Source organism: Allolucifera butyrica (assembly GCF_900476375.1).
In the GTDB taxonomy this organism is placed as follows: Bacteria; Bacillota; Negativicutes; order Sporomusales; family UPPP01; genus Lucifera; species Lucifera butyrica.
Genome location: NZ_UPPP01000132.1, coordinates 1 through 540, shown reverse-complemented (window position 1 = coordinate 540; position 540 = coordinate 1). Strand labels below are relative to the sequence as shown.

At 52.4% G+C, this 540-nt stretch carries 1 protein-coding gene; it reads right to left on the bottom strand.

The window, feature by feature from the left end:
• Nucleotides 1-520, bottom strand: a 520-nt coding sequence (locus LUCIF_RS24390) for a F0F1 ATP synthase subunit beta (protein ID WP_503100512.1), incomplete at its 3' end; no start/stop codon positions are given.
• Nucleotides 521-540: the final 20 nt, after the last annotated feature.

Genomic DNA, 540 nt, shown 5'->3' with positions numbered 1-540 from the left:
TCAGTTCCATAATCAATACCGTTTTCCCTACGCCCGCACCGCCGAACAGGCCGATTTTACCACCCCGGGCATACGGGGCAATGAGGTCTACCACTTTGATGCCCGTTTCCAGGATTTGCGTCGCTGTTTCCTGGTCTTCGAAGGAAGGGGCCGGACGGTGAATCGGCCAGTAATCCTCGGCCTCCACTTTTTCCGGATTGTTGTCTACCGTATCACCAAGAACGTTAAACACCCGTCCCAACGTATTTTTGCCTACAGGAATCTTAATCGACGCTCCCGTATCAATGCACTGCATACCCCGGGTCAACCCGTCGGTGGAAGACATGGCCACGCAGCGAACGGTGTTGTCCCCCAGATGCTGCATCACTTCCACGGTCAGATGAATTTTTACCCCGCTCGTTTCCCCGTCAATATGAATGGCGTTATAGATCGCCGGCAGATGTTCCGGGTGAAACTCAATATCTACCACAGGCCCGATAACCTGAATTACCTTGCCCGTATTTTGATTGCTGTCGCTCAAGGGTATACACTCCTTTCTTG